The organism is Exiguobacterium sp. s129 (assembly GCF_018617585.1).
GTDB lineage: Bacteria > Bacillota > Bacilli > Exiguobacteriales > Exiguobacteriaceae > Exiguobacterium > Exiguobacterium aestuarii_A.
The window spans coordinates 406,405-424,418 of sequence record NZ_JACSKL010000001.1 but is presented as its reverse complement, the minus strand read 5'-3'; the positions used below and the strand labels follow the sequence as shown (position 1 = coordinate 424,418).

15 protein-coding genes are annotated in these 18,014 nt (G+C 48.8%); 4 read left to right on the top strand and 11 right to left on the bottom strand.

From position 1 onward, the window contains the following. The first annotated feature begins 27 nt into the window (after positions 1-27). Positions 28-1,185 (top strand): glycosyltransferase, encoded by a 1,158-nt coding sequence (locus KNO92_RS02035; protein WP_214759915.1) that lies wholly within the window; start codon positions 28-30, stop codon positions 1,183-1,185. 56 nt (positions 1,186-1,241) lie between these two features. Here the strand turns inward: KNO92_RS02035 and KNO92_RS02030 are convergent, their stop codons facing one another. The 6 genes from KNO92_RS02030 to KNO92_RS02005 form a co-directional block, all read right to left on the bottom strand. Further along, positions 1,242-1,535: a hypothetical protein gene (locus KNO92_RS02030; RefSeq protein WP_214759913.1), complete on the bottom strand. Its 294-nt coding sequence runs from the start codon at positions 1,533-1,535 to the stop codon at positions 1,242-1,244. Positions 1,536-1,541: 6 nt separating this feature from the next. Then, positions 1,542-5,957, bottom strand: a complete 4,416-nt coding sequence (locus KNO92_RS02025; RefSeq protein WP_214759912.1) for a glycosyltransferase family protein — start codon at positions 5,955-5,957, stop codon at positions 1,542-1,544. A 100-nt stretch (positions 5,958-6,057) separates the two neighbouring features. After that, positions 6,058-6,681 (bottom strand): arylformamidase, encoded by a 624-nt coding sequence (gene kynB / locus KNO92_RS02020; protein ID WP_214694904.1) that lies wholly within the window; start codon positions 6,679-6,681, stop codon positions 6,058-6,060. Between the two features lie 15 nt (positions 6,682-6,696). Beyond that, on the bottom strand, positions 6,697-7,536 hold the full coding sequence (gene kynA / locus KNO92_RS02015) for a tryptophan 2,3-dioxygenase (protein WP_074035540.1): 840 nt from the start codon (positions 7,534-7,536) through the stop codon (positions 6,697-6,699). Positions 7,537-7,548: 12 nt separating this feature from the next. Beyond that, complete coding sequence (kynU, locus tag KNO92_RS02010) at positions 7,549-8,823, bottom strand: kynureninase (RefSeq protein ID WP_214759911.1); 1,275 nt, start codon at positions 8,821-8,823, stop codon at positions 7,549-7,551. 138 nt (positions 8,824-8,961) lie between these two features. Next, entirely contained in the window at positions 8,962-10,476 is a 1,515-nt protein-coding gene (locus tag KNO92_RS02005) for a BCCT family transporter (protein WP_214759910.1), read from the bottom strand. 133 nt (positions 10,477-10,609) lie between these two features. Between KNO92_RS02005 and KNO92_RS02000 the strand changes: the two genes are divergently transcribed. Both KNO92_RS02000 and KNO92_RS01995 read left to right on the top strand, forming a co-directional pair. Further along, positions 10,610-11,458 carry a Cof-type HAD-IIB family hydrolase gene (locus tag KNO92_RS02000; RefSeq protein WP_214759909.1) on the top strand — a complete coding sequence of 283 codons (849 nt, stop codon included), beginning with the start codon at positions 10,610-10,612 and terminating at the stop codon, positions 11,456-11,458. 567 nt (positions 11,459-12,025) lie between these two features. Then, positions 12,026-12,190 (top strand): hypothetical protein, encoded by a 165-nt coding sequence (locus KNO92_RS01995; RefSeq protein WP_214694894.1) that lies wholly within the window; start codon positions 12,026-12,028, stop codon positions 12,188-12,190. Positions 12,191-12,207: 17 nt separating this feature from the next. Here KNO92_RS01995 and abc-f read toward each other — a convergent pair whose 3' ends face one another. Next, complete coding sequence (gene abc-f / locus KNO92_RS01990; protein ID WP_214759907.1) at positions 12,208-14,052, bottom strand: ribosomal protection-like ABC-F family protein; 1,845 nt, start codon at positions 14,050-14,052, stop codon at positions 12,208-12,210. A gap of 324 nt (positions 14,053-14,376) precedes the next feature. Between abc-f and KNO92_RS01985 the strand changes: the two genes are divergently transcribed. Then, the gene (locus KNO92_RS01985) at positions 14,377-15,282 is read left to right on the top strand and encodes a DMT family transporter (protein ID WP_214694890.1); all 906 of its coding nucleotides are present in this window, start codon (positions 14,377-14,379) and stop codon (positions 15,280-15,282) included. Positions 15,283-15,325: 43 nt separating this feature from the next. On the opposite strand, the gene KNO92_RS01980 is transcribed toward KNO92_RS01985, so the two are convergent. The 4 genes from KNO92_RS01980 to KNO92_RS01965 all read right to left on the bottom strand — a co-directional run bounded on the left by KNO92_RS01980 (position 15,326) and on the right by KNO92_RS01965 (position 17,779). Beyond that, positions 15,326-15,517, bottom strand: a complete 192-nt coding sequence (locus KNO92_RS01980; protein ID WP_214694888.1) for a hypothetical protein — start codon at positions 15,515-15,517, stop codon at positions 15,326-15,328. A gap of 13 nt (positions 15,518-15,530) precedes the next feature. Then, positions 15,531-16,436, bottom strand: a complete 906-nt coding sequence (locus KNO92_RS01975; protein ID WP_214694887.1) for a Gfo/Idh/MocA family protein — start codon at positions 16,434-16,436, stop codon at positions 15,531-15,533. A 63-nt stretch (positions 16,437-16,499) separates the two neighbouring features. Further along, complete coding sequence (locus tag KNO92_RS01970; protein ID WP_214694885.1) at positions 16,500-17,222, bottom strand: anti-sigma factor; 723 nt, start codon at positions 17,220-17,222, stop codon at positions 16,500-16,502. After that, positions 17,219-17,779: an RNA polymerase sigma factor gene (locus tag KNO92_RS01965; RefSeq protein WP_214694878.1), complete on the bottom strand. Its 561-nt coding sequence runs from the start codon at positions 17,777-17,779 to the stop codon at positions 17,219-17,221. Before KNO92_RS01965 ends, KNO92_RS01970 begins: the two co-directional genes overlap by 4 nt. Between the last annotated feature and the right edge of the window lie 235 nt (positions 17,780-18,014).

Here is an 18,014-nt window from a genome sequence, read left to right as displayed (position 1 = left end):
CGTCAATCTTAAAAGGAGGACAATGTGATGGATAAAGGTAAAGTAGTGATTTTTACAGATCAACAACGGCAAATTCCTTATGCTTCGTCTATTCCGCACTACGAACTTATCATTTCTGAATCAGGTATATCATCTGAACCGAAAATTTCACCAGACATTCGTGCCATGAAAGAGCAAATTAAAGTGTATGTGATTGACTATATCGACTATGAAACGGGTTTAAACGTAGCGGCAACGTTACGGACGTATCATCCCCAGTCGTCGATTCTGTGGGTTGATGACGTTATTCGACATAAAGGAAACTTCCCCTTCAAACAATTGTTAGGGAATGGGATATTTAGAATATTTTATTATAGAGAAGAATACACAGATGAACTTTTAGCTGAAATTCAAAATATCATTCATCCAGAATATGCTGTGAAAAAAGGGACTGTAGCCTTTATATTACCAATTTTCAACGAAGAGAAACGGTTTTCACACATTCATGCTTTTTTGACATCCCTTACCAAAATGATTGAACGGAACTATTTGCACGGGTCCATCTACTTTGTGGACGATGCCTCCTCCGATCAGTCGAAACACCTGTTACAGGAGTATCGGGACATCGTCATGAACGCGACAGACACGTTGTTCAAAATTGATTATTTAAAGATGTATGAGTTGAAGCAGAATACGAAAAAAGCGGGTCTCTTTATCGAAGGGATGACGCATATCTCGAGCGAATATTATGTGTTCGTTGATGCGGACAATTCGTTCAAAGTCGATGACATCGCTCAACTGCTGAGTATTGCGGAAAATGATTATTACGATATCGTCATCGGGACGAAAGATTTGACGATTGAAGACCGAAGCTTTGTCCGAAAGTTTGTGAGTTTTGCAAAACGAACCATCACAAAACCGTTCCTACCAGAGGGCGTGTCGGATTCTCAGACGGGCCTCAAAATCATCAATCGTCGGGCGATTCCACGGTTACTTCCGTATTTGAGCGCGACTAGCGGGTTTGCCATCGATTTAGAGATGATGTACGCCGCCAAAAAAGAGCGTCTCCGTGTCTATCAGCAGCCGGTGACTTGTATCGAGCGGGAAGGGTCTCACGTTGACCTCGTGAAAGACTCGATTGCGTTCCTTAAGACGATGGCCCTTCTTTTACGACGACAGCGAGCTGTCAGTCGGGCAAGACGATAAACGCACATCACGCATAAAGCCCACGTCGTTTATTGGACGTGGGCTTTTGTTTGGGCTTATTCGTGGGTGATTGATTCAGCGATTGAAGAGTCCGTCTCTGTATATTCAGTCGTGATAACATCTCCGACGTTCAGTGTATCGAGGTGGTTGGGTTTCCCGTCGACAATCGTCGACGAAGTAAGTGTCACCTCCCGTAGCGCATACTGTTCCTCAGGGTCTTGATGAGATGGCACAATCCATAGGGTGTTGCCTTGTCGGTCTTCAATCACACTGTCTTCGTCACCCATCGTACAAGCGCTAAGAATCATCATGCAGCCCAAAAAAGTAGTGAGCAGTAAAGTCCGAAGCATGAGCCGTCACCCTTTCTTCAATCGTTGTCGTACTCGGCGGAGGAGCGGCTCTTCCTGCCGCGCATTCCAATAGAAGAAGAACGAGACAGGTGTGGCGAGTAACAAAAGGGTCATGCCGGCGAAGTAGACGAGACGTAAGACGGCATTCACCTGTACGTCACTTTCAGAGGACATGTACAGTTGTGTCACGCCATTCAATGCGACTTCACCGCGCTGTGCCCCTTCACTGGTCGAAAGCTCGAATAACGGAGATGGGGAGTCGTTTAACGTGAAGCGGCCGAGTGAATCTTCGTGAGAGACCGTCCGTTTCATGACACTTCGCGTCACATCAAGAGATTCGGCGTCTGTTGTAGTGAGTAGCGGACGTTCGGTCACTTCCTCGACGGTCACTTGGTCGGTCAGGAGAAGGTGATCGTAGCGGACGACGTTCAAGTTCTTCATCTCCAGTCGTCCTGCATTTTCAACATTTCCACGTGCCCAAATATGAAGCTGCATCGAGTCGGTTCCCTTCGGTGGGATCAAAATCTGTTCGTAGTGGTTCCATGTCGATTTACGATACTCTTCCACTTCGCTGATGAAGTCGGTCCCGATCACGCGACGTTCCTCGTCAAGATAGTACATCTTCACATGGCGATTTCGAATCTGTTCGCTCCTTGCGTCAAAAGCGACCAAATATTCTCGGTCGGGGAGTGCTTCGATTTGATCCGACGCGAAGATATACCAGTCACAGGAACAGGTCGATTCGTAAGATGCGATAAACGTGTCATCTTCTACCGTGGACTCGAACATATCGTCTGTAATGGATACACAAGTCGCGCACGTCGCGGCAGCTTCAGGTGTCGCGAGTGGTTCAGTCACGACAATCTCATTCGGGTCGAACTTCCGTAAATCCTCCAACTCGATTCGTGACGGCACGTTACTGTCTACGGTCAATTCGAGCGTGTATGATCCCGGCTCCATCTCGAATGTATTCGGTGTCCACCGTTTCAATGTCGGATGGACATCTTCGAGTGATTGAAGTTGGTATGGAAAATCGCGACGCAAGGAGTCATACGTGACCGTCTGTGTACCGATATCCGTTTTCACATCAGGCAGTCGCTGCATCGCCGTGACGCCAATCGTCTCTTCTTGGACAACTTCTTCGTCCTGCAGGAGGCGTAAGCGAATCGTCCCATCTGTCGAAACAGGAGGTGTCAAGTTGATGTGGAAACGGTAATCACCAGGCTCTGCCACATCGATTGTACGAGACAACGTACCGGATGTGAGTGAGACGCCTTTCCCGAAACTGAGAGACGGGTAGTTGCGCTCAGACTGGATCGTCCCGCTATAATCGAAATCTTGTTCACCTTCGAGAACCATGAAGGTGTTCGTGGGTTCTAATACCTTTTGGAGTGACTGTTGTAACGTCTTCCATTCTTCCTCTGGTAAGAAGACGATGTTTTGAATGGCATTGAAACCGACCGTATTCTCGACAGTGATGGTCGTCTCTTCCGTATCGACATCGTGTATCCCAAGCGGTACCCATTCAAGTCGTGCCCCCGTTTGTCGGGTCGTTTCGACGTTTTGCTCGTCATCATTGATCGTAACGTCAAGCTGTCCGCCACTTTGATTCATCAAGACACGCGCGAATCCGATGTAGCGGCCCGGAGGTGTCTCTTTCGTGATGGAGAACGTGTTCGGTACCATGTGTGACTCGAAACTCTCGATTTGAACATCGTGAATCCACCAGTACGTCTTCCGTTCTGGTTTTTGATAACTTAGTAAGTCGATGCGCATCGTCTCGGCAGCCCGTGGCGTCACGTATTCCCCACGAAGGTGAATCCCGTCTAAATTCCCGGAATCTCTCGGGGCGACGACGTAAGTCTGGTCGATTTCTTCCCCGGATGCATCGAAAAAGCGGACTTTCACGTGCAAGCGGTCGACCCCTCGACCCGATGCGACGATATCGAACCGATAGGCGTTATTCGGGAGTGCCGGTAAGAGACCGGACTTCGCGACTTGCCAAATGTAGTTCGGGTCTCCTTTGGCGACTTCCGCTTGAAGAAGGGGCAAGTCGTTCGTTGAAGACAACGGGTTAGGTGACAGATCGACGATGTCCGGGTTATCGGCTTTGAAGAACGTTTCATCCTCAAGCATCGAATTGAACGATGCGACTTGTTTCGTCGACAAATCATCGAGCTCGTAAGGGGGGGCATCGATTCGGGCAGAAGCGAAGGAAAGTCCGACACCGTCTCCGAAATCAAGATCGAATGCAGGATCTTTCACACCTTGCGTTTGTTGATACCAACGCCAGTCACTGTTCGCGAAAAGGGTCTTGCCCCATGTGAGGAACGGGTTGGCGGAATCGATTGCCTCAAACGGCTTCCAGTAATAGTCATCGGGGACCTGACTGAGCAGCATGTCTTTTTGTTCGATCATCTCAATCGCATCACCTGAACGAATCCAATCAAAATCGTCACTATGTCGCTGTGTCGTGAATAAAATGGATTGCTTCCCTTGCTCACATTCAGGAATCGTTCCATATGTGATGGAACGGTCGATTCCGTAAGGCGTTACGATAAGCTGTGGGACGGTTCGATCGGTGAGCGGTGCGACGACATCGAATAAAGTGAATAGACCGACTTGCTTCGTCCGCAGTAAATCACGTTGCGAGTCAAGGACCTCTAAGTTGAACTGCTGTCGCTCTTCCATCCCTAAATATTCATCCCGATATGCGAACTGGTCGACACCGAACACTTTGATCAAGTTACTCGCCTCGTCTGAACGTCCTGTATCGAGCAAGTATTGTAAGAGTGAAAACAGATAACGAATCGCAGGCGTCGACCCTTCATGATGGAACACTGTATTTTCAAGCGAACTGTACACGTGGAAGTCCCCGGTCGGTTTGACCGTCTCGCCGAGTGCGGGATTTTCGTTCCATCTCGGTGTCGCCACCCCGGTAATCGGCTGGGTCATCTCATCGGCAACGGGGAACTGTAGCCACTTCCCATCGATTTCTTGTTGTACGGTCGCGTATTCTTCAGGAACGTCGACCGGTTTATAAAAACCCTCCATATACACGGTGCGATACGGATAAATAAAGAGCGTCAACGCGACAAAACTACCGATAAAAAGGATACCGCGATAAAGCGGACGTGGTATCGCTTTAGATTGTCTGGCATCAACAATCCCGATACCGAGAGAGAGCAGCAAGCTGTAACTGACAATCAATAGGCCGACGAGCTTATTCGGGTCGCGGAACATCGGACCAATCAACGGTGTGTACGTGACGAGCGCGACGAACGCCGTCGCGACCCATTCATACGTTCCAGTCGCAAAGATGATCAAACCGATGCCGAGTAAGCCGAAGAACAGGTGAATCGGTCGTTTGTAGCTTCCGAGAAGACCGATTCCGATGAAGAAGAGCAAGATTCCACCGGCCACCCAAAACGTCAGTGGAAGTGTATGCAAGTCAAACATCGGCCACCAATAACTGATGGTATACAACACGTTCTCAATCGACGAGTTTCGACTGAACAGCATCAACGTCTCGGTGACGTTAATATTATGTTGGGATGCCTGCGCCCCGAACAGGATAGAACCGACATACATAAAGAACCAGTAGCCGTTGAACAAGATGAACACGAACCCGACCGCTGTGATCAGGCGGACGTAATAGAAGAAATACGATTTGAACAATAGCGTCTTCCGTTCGGTCCAAAGCGTTTTGAGCACGATCAGTCCGAGCATGATGCCCATATAAATGGCTGAGAAGAAAAAGTAATGGATTCCGGCAGACATGAACATGAACACAACGGACAACCCGATGGCATCAATCCAGATTCTCGGTGAGAGTCGTTTGTTAAACGAAAAGTCTGGATCCAACTGACGTCGGAATTTCGGGTCGAACAAGTTAAAGAAGAGTAGAAGTGCGAACGGGAACAGCGCATAGCCGCACAGGAGATAAATATGTTGAATGCGTGTGATGATCCACGGGTTCAACGCGTAAAAGAGCCCGGCAAGCGTGAATGTCATGAGTGTCATCAACTGAAAGTGTTTCGTGATATAAATCGAATGAAGTCGTTTGACGAGCGCATACATGCTGAGTGCCGAAACGATGAGCAACGTCAAGATGAATGATTTGATTAAGAATGGTCCAGATGCACCGAACAATAAACTTAATCCATACAGTGGTGCGATGAAGACGAGTCGAGGCACATTCAACAATGTTGTCGTGCTCCATCGTTCATTCCAGGCACCAAAAATCTCTTCGATATAACGGTCGGACGATAGACCGAATGCGATATCACTAAAGACGACCATCCCCGACGAAAAGAGTGGGTACGCATAGGCGAGGATACATGACAACATAATCGTCAAGGCGATGAGGTCGTAACGGTACGTATGCAGACCGTTTCGTAGTGTGGATAAGATGCGTTGCAAATCCGATCTGCCTCCTTTCATCACGTATGTCATCTATTTCGCCAAACGTCGAACTATCCCTGTCTAATCAAAAAAGAGACAGCCGATTCCGGCTATCTCTTTACGACATGGGGCGAAGCAGTGCACGAACGGGGCTTCCGTCACCTTCGACGATTGGGAGCGGGACGGCATTTAAGTCATAATCCCCCGGCAAAATATCGTCTAGGACGAGCCCTTCTAATATATGGACACCATTTCGTGCTAACGCATGATGAGCACCCATCTCTTTACTGTCAATCGCATCAACGGACGGCAAGTCGAGCCCGATCAAGAAAATCCCAAGTTCTCCGAGACGATCGGCAAGAGACGGCGTCAGTTCAGGAATTGTCTCTGGAAAGACGCTCTTATCTGGCCAACCATCCGTCTTCAAAATGAGGCGTTCGACCCCGGTCAAGTCATGAGCGTCCAAATCAGATGCTTCAATTTTTGTCTTATGTGGCATATGAATGACACGGGCTGGACCGATATAAAGGGAAGGGTCGAGGTCGATGACGCGCTTCCCGTGGTCGTCAAAGTGAAACGGGGCATCGATATGCGTCCCGACATGTAAACTCATCGTCACTTTCCCGACATTCACTGAACCGCTCTGTGCCATCGGCCAAGCGATCTCGTACGAAAACTTCGTGTCTCCCGGCCATGTCGTCACATCGGCATGAAGCGGTTGGGATACATCAATCCATGTCATTTCGTTCAGCTCCTCTTATAATGATGTTCGGACCGTCCAAAGCTCTGGGAAGAAACGATGATCGAGCACGCGGCGCAAATAGTTCACGCCAGACGAGCCGCCTGTTCCCATCTTCTGTCCGATGATGCGTTCTACGGTACTCATATGGTTGAAGCGCCACATCTGTTGCTGGCTTCCGATATCGAGTAGCTTTTCACCGAGCTCATACAAATCCCAATACGTGTCGACGTCGCGATAGACCTCGACCCATGCCTTCTCGACACTCTCGTTCCATTCCCAGTCCTGCGTGACATCTCGTTCGAGCACGCTCGCATCAATCGGAAGACCACGGCGATGCATCTCACGGACGGTCACGTCATAAATGCTAGGTGCTTGAAGCGACCCTTCGAGCAGTGGATATAGTTTTTCATCATGCGCATAGACGCTGAGCGTCCGTGCGTTTTTGAAGCCGAGCGCAAATTCAATCTGTCGGTTTTGGTAAGACTGAAAACCAGATGAAGAGCCGAGTTGGTCTCGGAACTCTAAATACTCGGCCGGTGTCAACGTAGCGAGGACGCCCCACGACTGGATGAGTTGTTGCTGAATCTTTGAGACGCGAGCGAGCATCTTGAATGAGCGCTCGAGTTCCCCGTTCGTGATGGCCGTCGTGGCTGCCGTCAATTCATGCAAGATGAGCTTCATCCACAACTCGCTCGTCTGATGGATGATGATAAAGAGCATCTCATCGTGATGGTCGGAAAGGCGATGCTGGCTCGATAAAATCGGGTCGAGCTGGAGATAGTCCCCGTACGACATATCTTTAGAGAAGTCGGTTTGAATCGTTTTTTCCACTTTATGTTCCATACGTTCACTCATGACAATTCCCCCTTATGCGACCACTTCGCGGACGTTCTCGAACGCCTCATATTCTTTGTCATCCATGATTTTCTTCAACGTCACGATCACGTCATACACGTCGGTAAACGTGTTATACAATGCGACCGGTGCGAGACGGATGATGTTCGGTGCCCGGAAGTCAGGGATGATGTGATGTTTTTTCAATGCTTTACAGATGCGTGCCGCCTCAGGGTGCTCGAGGCTCAAGTGGGCACCGCGTTGACGCGTGTCCGTCGGGCTGCCGATGAAGAACCCGTGTGGTGCGAGCATGTCTTCAATCAAGTCCATCATATATGTCGTGAGCGTGAGTGATTTTTGACGAATCGCTTCCATCCCGACCTCGTTAAACATCTCGAGGGCACCAAGCTGCGGAGCGAGGCTCATGACGTGTGGCGTCCCGATTTGGAAAGCACCGGCATGTTCAGCCGGTGTCATCGTATGGTCCATATCGAACTGTTTGTCTTTGCGTGAACCGAACCATCCAGCGAGTCCTGGTGTCGTGCCGAAGTGACGTTCATGTACGAATAAGCCGCCGACCGTTCCCGGACCACCGTTCAAATGTTTATAGTTGCACCAGTAAGCGAAGTCGACACCCCAGTCGTGGAAGTCGTGAGGGATGGCACCGACGGAATGACAAGCATCAAATCCGATTAAAATACCACGCTCGTGCGCCACTTTCGTCAGGCGCGGCATGTCTAAAATCTGACCGCTCCGATAGAGGACAGTCGGCAATACGATCAGGGCAATCTCGTCGGTCATCGCGGCAATCAAGTCGTCTTCTACTAAGAAGCGCCCATCCGGACTGTCTACTTGAACGAGGTGCTCCGAAGGGGCGAGTCCGCGCAGTTCGAGCTGACTTTTCAAAGCGTAAATGTCAGACGGAAATGTGAGGGCATCTGCCAAAATTTTCGTGCGTTTGCCTTCTGGTTTAAAGAACGAAGCAACGAGTTGATGCAAGTTCACCGTCGTCGAGCCGGTGACCATCACTTCTTCTGGCTTTCCACCGATGAGCGGCGCATTCAGTGCGGCCAACTCTTCGGACAAGTTGAACCAAGGATGACGACCGGACATCCAGCCGTCAATCCCGAGCTCTTTCCAGTCCGCAAGCGATTCAAGGAGCGTGCGCTCGGCTCGTTTCGATAAGAGCCCGAGTGAATTCCCATCCATATAAATCCCGTCTTCCGGTAAGTAAAATTCTTCCCGATAAGATGCGAGTGGGTCTTGTTTGTCTAGTTGTTGTGCGTAGGCACGTGTGAAATCGTTCATATCCCCATTTCCCCCTTCATGCTGTGTACGTTGTCAAAATCGTAGCAATCGGTCATGAGGAAGTCAACAAACAACGAGGTGTCGGCGAGTCAAACTAAAAAACGCTCAAGCGTAATCTTGAGCGTTTAGGAGTGTAGCTTATTTTATTTTTCGAACATTCTCTTGTCGGAGTAACTTGAATAGTGTGAAGACCATCAACAAAAGGATGATGGTAAACGGCAAGGCGGAAATCAACGATGCGGTTTGAAGTCCTTCTAAGCCACTCGCGATCAATAGAACGGCGGCGATTCCTCCTAACAGAACACCCCAGGCGATTCGAACGGGGAGAGGAGGATTCAAGCTACCGTTTGTCGTCATACTGCTGATGATATAGGTAGCAGAATCGGCCGATGTGATTAAGAACGTCAAAATCAAGAGAATCGACAACACTGAAAGAATGAAACTGAACGGAAGCTCGGCAAACGTCACAAACAATGCGCTCGTCACGTCCGCATTGACGGCTTCGGCGATGGAAGTTCCTTCGAACAAATCTAAATGGAGGGCAGTGCCGCCAAACACGGCAATCCATAAGAGTGCGATGAACGGAGGAACGATGAGGACCCCGACGATGAACTCACGAATGGTGCGTCCTCGTGAGACACGTGCGACGAATGCTCCGACGAACGGTGACCAAGCGATGGCCCACGCCCAATAAAAGATCGTCCAATCTCGGACCCACGTCCCTTGCTGATACGGTTGTAGACGCAGACTATAGCGAATGAAATTTTGTAAGTAGTCACCTAAGCCAAGGGTGAGGGTCTCTAGGATGAAGATGGTTGGACCGGCAAAGAAGACAAACACCATCAACACGAGTGCGGTCCCTAAATTAATATTACTCAACCACTTGATGCCGCGATCGAGCCCTGTCGTCGTCGATGTTAAAAAGAGGGCTGTCAAGACGACGATGATGGCGACCTGCATCCAAGCGGTGTTCGGGAGCCCGAACACACTGTTCAGTCCGCCATTGATTTGAAGAACGCCTAAACCAAGTGACGTCGCGACACCCATGACAGTGGCGATGACCGCTAAAATATCAATCGTCTGGTTCAACGGTTGTTTGTACGGTCGCTCTTTTGTAAGCGGTGAAAGGCTAGTCGAGATGAGTCCGTCCGCATTACGACGGAACTGGAAGTAGGCGATGATCAGTCCGACAATCGCAAAAACAGACCACTGACTGACACCCCAATGGAAGAACGAATAGGCCATCGCAAGACGTGCTCCCTCAACCGTCAGTGGCTCCGTATCCGCGTACGGTGGCGTGAAGAAATGACTCATCGGCTCGGCAACACCCCAAAAGACGAGTCCGACACCGAATCCAGCGGAGAATAACATGCCGATCCAAGTGAAGAACGGATATTGAGGGCGATCGTCATCTTTCCCGAGACGAATTTTTCCGTATTTACTAAACGCTAAAAAGACTAAAAAGAGCACAAACAAGAACACGGAAAGTAAATAGAACCAACCGAACGAGCGAGTCGTAAAGTTAAAAATGGATCCTGCGATTGAAGCGAATGTCGTTGGTGCAATCGCTCCGAATAGAACGAGTAAGGCGATCAAACTTGCTGAAATGTAAAAGACGCGATTCAAACGTGGCTTTTGTGTAGAATCTTTCATAGATGTCTCCTTTCAAAAAATATTATGTAGGACTAATAAACGATTCCCTAATCTTCACGTTGCAAACAGGAAGCGCGTTTTATCGTGTTTTGTATAGTTGAATCGGGAAAAGAACCAAAGAGGAGGGAATGCTATGAAATTGATTGCGATTGATTTAGACGGGACGCTGTTATCGCGCACGGGTGTGATTACAGAGGCGAACCAGGAAGCGATTCGTCGTCGACAAGAAAATGGTGATATCGTCGCCATTTGTTCAGGACGTTCGATTCATGATATCGAAGAACTGTTGAAGCGAAGTGACCTCGTCTGTCCGATTTTGTCAGGTAACGGAGCAATCGGCTTTTATGAGAACGAGCGAATTTACTATCATGCGATGGACCAGACAATTGTAAATGAACTATGGGAAATCGCAAAAGCGGACGATGCGTACGTCGAATTTTATACGAATGCGGGAGTGAAGGTGCTTCGTTCGGGAAGCGATTTATTAAAGCGGGAACTCGATGAAGTGTTGCCGCACGATCAATCATTTAGTCGGGAATGGGCAGAACGTGAGATTGAAATTCAAAATGAACAGTTTGGTCTGACGTACATGGACTCGATGGAAGACATCGACTTTGAACGAGATGAAGTGTACAAGGTGTTTGTCTACTCGTTCGATCGCCGAAAACTACACCGCTTGCGCAAAGTTTATGAACCACGGAACGACATTTTGATCACGACAGCGGGTTGGACGAAAATTGAGATTGGACATCCTCATGCAAGTAAAGGAGCGGCGCTAAAACAGCTAGCGGAGCATTATCAGATTGCCATGCATGATGTCGTTGCCATCGGAGACAATTTGAATGATGTATCGATGTTTGAAGTAGCAGAGACAAGGATTGCGATGGGAAATGCCGTGGATCCGCTAAAAGATTTGAGCACACATATTACCAAAGATGTGGAAGAGGACGGGGTCGCTTACGCGTTGGCGCATTATGTATAAATTGGATTATGGAGAAATCGTGAACGAGGATTGAATCTCGCTTAAAACGGATATTGTATACATGTAACCATTCACTTTCTGAAATGAGTCGGGGAACGGGGAGGCACTTTCGTCACCTGTAGCTGATCGCAGAAAGCGGATGGGAAAGTCCATGTGAGCGTGAATCGTGTATTCCAAACGATGATGCGTCGGCCTCTGCTTGCCATACGATCAAGCATACCAGACAGACTGTTTGTATAAGGAATTCCACATGATCCGCGCCAGAAGTGGACAGTATAGGTGCCAAGTCTATCGTGCCCATTCAATCAAAATGTCTACGAGTCACCTGTTCGATTTCATTTTATGTAATGAAAAACGATTGGTGAACCAATGGACGATGAACTGATTCGAATGATGCGTCACGTTGGCTTGGACATCTCTAGTCGAACCAAATCACAGATGGGACGGTCAATCGAGCGGGGCTTGGTTGGATGAAAGTCCGGGGACTAGAGAATCAAGAAAAGCGCCGGGTGAGGGCGCTTTTCTTGTGGTATCCTATTGAGTGAATGCAACCGATGGAGGGATCATATGCCAAAGCTATATTGGTTTGGGACGTTCTTGAGTGGAATGATTCTTTTGACCACGGGAACGATGGAAGGTCTTTATCGCATATTCCCGATTGGGTTGATGGCCATCGCGGTCATCGGCTATCTCATACAGACTCGATTTGAGCAAAAGAAGCGACGCCCTTGATTGGGTGCCGCTTCTTTTTATAAAGATTCGAGTAAACGTGTCATCACGTCATCGATTTCTTCTTGCAGTGCATCAACTTGTTGTTGTAGCGCCATCAATTCATCAAGGTCATCCAATTCATTCATCCGTTGGAGCAGTGCCTGATGCTCTGCTTCTAATCGGGTCAGGTGAGCTTCTTCATCAATCGTAGATGGAGTAGATTTCGTCTGCTTCACCGATTTCGATGGTTTAACGTGTTCCGTTATAGGTTCATCTTTCGATTCCTGTCCACGTTTGTCGAGGGCATAGGCGACGTTGCCTTCAAACCGCGTCATCGTCCTGTCAAGCCAATACGTGATGGGGAACAATTTATTTAAGAAGTAGCGGTCATGGGAGACGGTAACGACCGTTCCAGGGAAACGTTCGAGCGCTTCTTCAAGTGCCTCTCTCGATTCGATATCAAGGTGGTTTGTCGGCTCGTCTAAGACGAGGACATTGATTTCTTCATGGACGAGGATTGCAAGCATGAGGCGCATCTTCTCACCGCCGCTTAAATTCGAGACAGGTTTGAACACACTCGGTCCGTAGAACAAAAACTGAGCAAGGAGGTGTCTCGCTTTTCCTTCATCGACCGCGATTCGGTCTCGGAATGCTTCAATTAATCGATGCGACTCATCAAACGTGATGTGTTGCGATAAATAACCGATTTTGGCTTGGTCGGCTCGCCTCACAGTTCCGGCTTGCGGTACGACTTGATCGAGCAATATCTTCAACAGCGAAGACTTCCCGCTCCCGTTCGGTCCGACGATGGCGACGCGTTCCCCGTGCCCCGTGTAAAAATGCACGTCTTCAAATAGAGGACGATCATAGGCGAGTGTCACGTCACTCACTTCGAAGACGTCGCGCCCGGTCCGTCCGTTCGTTGTGAAGTGGATGTTCGGTTGGTCGGCTTCGAGTTGTGGTTTCTTGATCCGCTCGATTCGTTCGAGAGCCTTTTCCATCGATTTAGCGCGACGATAGAACTTTTCATTCGGTGGATTGCCTTCGTTGGCCCATTGCCGTAACTGCCGAATCGTTTCTTTCATCTTTTTAATCTTCTTTTGTTGCTCGGTATAGGCATGGAACTGATCGAGCAATTGTTTTTCTTTTTGGGCGACGAAATCGGTATAGTTTCCGGGATAACTCGTCAATTCGCCATCTTCACACTCGACGATTCGCGTGGCGACCGCATCCAAGAAGACACGGTCGTGGGACACAATCAGGAGCGCTGAATCGTAATCCTGTAAATAGGATTCGAGCCACGTCATCGCTTCTAAATCCAGATGGTTCGTCGGTTCATCCAAAATGAGTAGCTCGGGTTCCTGAAGAAGCGCCAAGGCGAGGCCTATTTTTGTACGTTCCCCGCCGCTCAACGTATCGAACGGTTGGTCCACGAATGAGGTCAGCTTCAATCCGTCAATCATCGCACTGATTTTTGACTCGTAGACGTAGCCGCCCGCATGTTCGAATTGCGCTTGGATCGTCCCGTATGTTTCGAGAAGACGTTCGAGCTGTTCGGTCGTCGCCATCTCTTGTTCGAGGCGAGACATCTTCTCGCGAAGGCGAAGGACTTCCTCGAAGGCAGTCTGAAGAACGTCGCGACCACTATGATTGGGATAGTCGGGAAGTTGAACCAAATAGCCGATAGAGAGTCGCTGCCGACGATAAATCGCTCCGGCGTCATGCTCTTCAGAGCCGACAATTATGCGTAACAGTGTCGTTTTACCGCTGCCGTTCCGACCGACGAGTCCGACTCGTTCGCGTTCATTGATCATTAAATTCGCATCTGTGAGAACGGCGTGACCACCGTATTGTTTTTGAATGTGTTGTAAATCGATTAACATAATAGGTTCCTCCTGAGATCAGGGCCTATCAAAAAACCGAGCGCAAAGAAGCGCTCGGTTTAGAGAGAGAGGCGCTTTGTCGTATATTCAGCAATGTCTAAAAAAGGACAGACGGGTCCCTTGATTAAGCGACATCGTGAAAAATCGCACGCAAAATGTACAAATGTTCAGTTGTCCAATGCGTACGTCCGACAAATTTCACCTTTCTCCCTCCTTTCATTCATCTATGTCTTGATTGTAAGCGTTTTTCTTGAGACTGACAATGAAAATAAAGGAAATGGACACAAGGACGTCGTATATAGTCGCCATTGAGGAGGCGAGAGCATGAGGAAAGAATGGCTAGGAGCACTCAGTTTGACACTTGCGGCGAGTATATGGGGCGGGATGTATGTGGTCAGTAAGTATGCGCTCGCTTATATTGAACCGTTCACGTTTGTCTGGCTACGATATGCTGTTGCATTTATGGTCCTATTCGTTGTCTGGCTTCGGTTTGGACGGGAGCGGATTCGACGGACAGATTGGAAATGGATTGGACTCGTCGGTGTCATCGGGTACGTCGCTTCGATTTCGTTTCAATTTATCGGGACGAAGCTATCGGATGCGCATACCGGATCGCTCGTGACCGCAGCGACGCCGGCGTTCATGGTCTTATTCGCTCGAATCCTATTGAAGGAGAGATTAACTCCAGTCAAAGTAGGTGCGCTCGGACTGGCGACGGTGGGTGTTCTCATTGTGGTCGGTTGGGAAGGGGAAGGGACGTATCGTTTAGGTAGTTTTATACTCGTATTAGCCGCCGTGACGTGGGCGCTCATGTCCATCTACGTGAAAATCGGGACACAGACCTTATCGACGTTGACACTGACGACGTTTGCGATTGGAGTCGCCTGGTTGTTGATGACTCCTTTGATGAGTATGGAGGTCATGCAAAACCAAAACGGCTTTCCGGAATTGAATGGTGTCCTTTGGCTCAGTGTCCTGTATATCGGTGTCGTGTCGACGGCAGGGGCGTTCTTCTTTTGGAACAAAGGACTTGAGTTGATGGATGCTAGTGTCGGGTCACTCTTTTTCTTCTTCCAGCCTTTGGTCGGAGGGACGCTCGGGTGGCTCGTCTTGAATGAGACGCTCCATCTGAATTTCTTTATCGGTGCCGGTTGTATCATGACAGCCGTGACGTGGTCGACGCTCGCAGAACGGCGACAACAACTGCCCATTTCAGAACGCAATCTTTGACGACAAAGCGGTCGCCCTCATGTTTAGAGGGCGACCGCTTTTATTAAAATCCATGATGATCGAGCTTGTCTTGTTCGCGTTTCATTTCAAGTTCAAGACGTTGAATGGCGAGTTTCTCTTCTTCGATTTTCAGGCGACGTTCTTCGACACGAGCTTCTCTCGTTTTGATAATCGTATTGGCACCGACCGACGAAACGACGATTACCATGACCATAACGTAGAAAAAGAAATCCATGTGTTTCCCTCCTTTACTCGAAACATTTTGTGACAAGTCGCTGTGTCTCAAGCGCAACACGACCGTCTGTTTGAATGGGTGTATCATCGATGAGCGCTGAAATGAAGTGGTCAATCGCCTCTTGGAAACCACGTTGGGTGAGTGTCGGGTCCCACGATCCGAACGTCTCCATTCCATGTCGTCCATCTTTGAAGCGATGTAGCGTGACCATCTCGTCAACGGATAGTCGTTCTCCGTCACGGACGATGGAGACGTGCTCATGGTTCGCCCCGGCCGAGCGATGCATCGATGTCGTATGCATTCCGTGCTCGTCTTGCCATACATGACGGGCGAAGCGAAGTTCTTGTTTGTCATTGACCTCGAGTTGACCTGAGACGAGTCGAAGCTCATTTCCGGCGAGGAATCGTAACGTATCAACGACATGCAGATAATCATCGAGTAGGATGAACATCGCATCCTGTGGACCGACACCGTTCTCCCGGTGTTTCACCACATCGATCATATGTGAGGGCGATTCTTGTTGGAGACGTCTATACATCGGGGCAAAGCGTCGATTGAACCCGACCATCAATTTGCGACCGAGTCGCTCGGCTAGTTCGACGAGTTGTTCCGCCTCATCCAATGTTGCAGCGAGGGGTTTATCCACGTAAATGTCGACCCCGCGTTCTAGTAAATACGAGACAACGTCATAATGGGTTTCAGTCGAACTATGTACGAATGCCGCATCGACCGATGAGGCGAGGTTCTCTAACGTGTCGAACGAGGTCATCCGATACGTTTGGCAAATCTTTTCTCGCTTCGATGTATTCGGAGAAAATGCACCGACAATGTCAATTAGGGGGTGGTTCGCGAGAATCGGTAAATACGCTTTTTGGGCGATGTTTCCGAGTCCGACAATCCCGATTTTAGGTTTTTGCATCCCATTCACTCCTTTGGTCCATCATAACAAAAAACCGGACGGCAGATGCGTCCGGTTAGGGAATTATAAACTTGCGCTTAAGACCATTTCACCTTGTGGTGTCTCGTTGCCACGATTCGGTTCTTTTGTGACGGCGACTGTATCCCAGTCGACGTCGACTTCATCCGAGTCGAGCGTATAGATGACCGTCCCGTTACCCTTATCGTCTGTGACGAAGGCACCAGTCGGGATTGGGGCATTATCTTTTAACAGCCACACTTGGTACACTTCATTGTCATCGAGTGAGCCTAAGCCGTTCGTTTGAACAATCAATTGTGTTGTACCATCCTGTTCTGCGAGATAAGCAGTCCCTTCGGATTCACCTTCAAGTGGAATGGTTTCAGTCAACGCGATGCCAGGTGAATCGGATTGATTGGTAAGCAGATACCCGTTTCCGATCAAAGAGAGCAGGAGCGCCGCCGCGAGCGCAACCATTCCCCAAACAGGTACGTTTCGTTCTCGTTTCTGTTTGAAAGGTGTGACGGGTGGAGCGGATTCGGATGTCACGGGCGATGTGACGGGTTCGTTGTCTTCTTCTTCGAATACACGATCGAGGACACGTGCTTTCATGCCTCGGGGTGGTTCAATCGGAGTAGACAAGAACGCAACGCCACCGACAAGTGCTTCGAGTTGCTCGAGCTCTTCTTGACAATCTTTACACGATGCTAAGTGTTGTTCGAATTTCTCTCGTTCATCTTCCGATAGATGTTGGTTGAAATAGTCAATCAATTGGTCGCATGCGTTCATTGTTCTACCTCCTTTCCGATGAATTCATGGGATAACTGTTTCCTCAGTTGCTTCAGCGCCAGTCGAATCCTTCCTTTCACTGTACCAAGCGGGATACCACATGCATCAGCAATCTTTTGCTGACTGAGCCCTTGGAAGTACATGAGTCGGACGACTTGCTGTTGTTCGGCCGGCAGTGTCGCCATGGCCGTCTCGATTTGAGCGCGTTCTTCTTGCCACTCCACTTCCTTTTCAACGGATGGTGAATCAGAAGGAATGGCTTCGGCGTACGATTCGTCTAGTTGTAAATCAGGTTTACGCTTTCGAATCAAGTCGATGGCCACGTGACGGCTCATCGTAAAGAGCCAAGACCTGAACTTGCCTTTCGAATCATCATAGACGCCACCGCCGCGCCACAACTTGATAAAAACTTCTTGCATGGCTTCTTCGGCTAAGTCGCGATCCTTTGTCAGCTGTAAAACAAAAGCATATAGAATTCGTTCATACCGATCATACAATATTTCGAGCGCTTCTTTGTCTTTTTGCCGGACACGCTCATATAACTCTAAATCAGTCATAACATACTCCTTTGCGCAGAAGGGATGTCCCTTGTATTGATCTAACGTACAAAACAGAAAAATGGATGACTATTTTGTGTGACGATTTATTGAACATGTTGTTGTCTGGACTGGAAGCTTTGTATAAATGAACAAGCGTAATATTTCTGAAAGGATATAGCTAATGACACTTAATCCAATGGATGTCATTAGCATCAATCCGATTGCGATTAAGGAAGAGCTTACTGCCGCCCAA